General features: G+C 71.3%; 1 protein-coding gene. It reads left to right on the plus strand.

What is annotated here, in order from left to right:
* A partial coding sequence (locus PUR61_RS00670) for a beta-ketoacyl synthase N-terminal-like domain-containing protein (RefSeq protein ID WP_329874508.1) occupies positions 1 to 303 on the plus strand: 303 nt, incomplete at both ends.

The raw sequence follows: 303 nt of genomic DNA on the forward strand, positions 1-303 counted from the left end.
ATTCCTCTACGAGGCCGCGCACTTCGACCCGGGCCTGTTCGGGATCAGCCCCCGCGAGGGCATGGCGATGGACCCGCAGCAGCGCCTGCTGCTCGAATCCTCCTGGGAGACCCTGGAGCACGCCGGAGTCGACCCGCTGCGCCTGCGCGGCTCCCTCACCGGGGTCTTCGTCGGGCTGATGTACCACGACTACCTCGGCCGGCTGACCGCCGTACCCGAGGAGGTCGAGGGCTTCCTCGGCACCGGCAACTCCGGCAGCGTCGCCTCCGGCCGGATCTCCTACACGCTCGGCCTGGAGGGCCC

The organism is Streptomyces sp. BE20, assembly GCF_036322525.1.
GTDB lineage: Bacteria > Actinomycetota > Actinomycetes > Streptomycetales > Streptomycetaceae > Kitasatospora.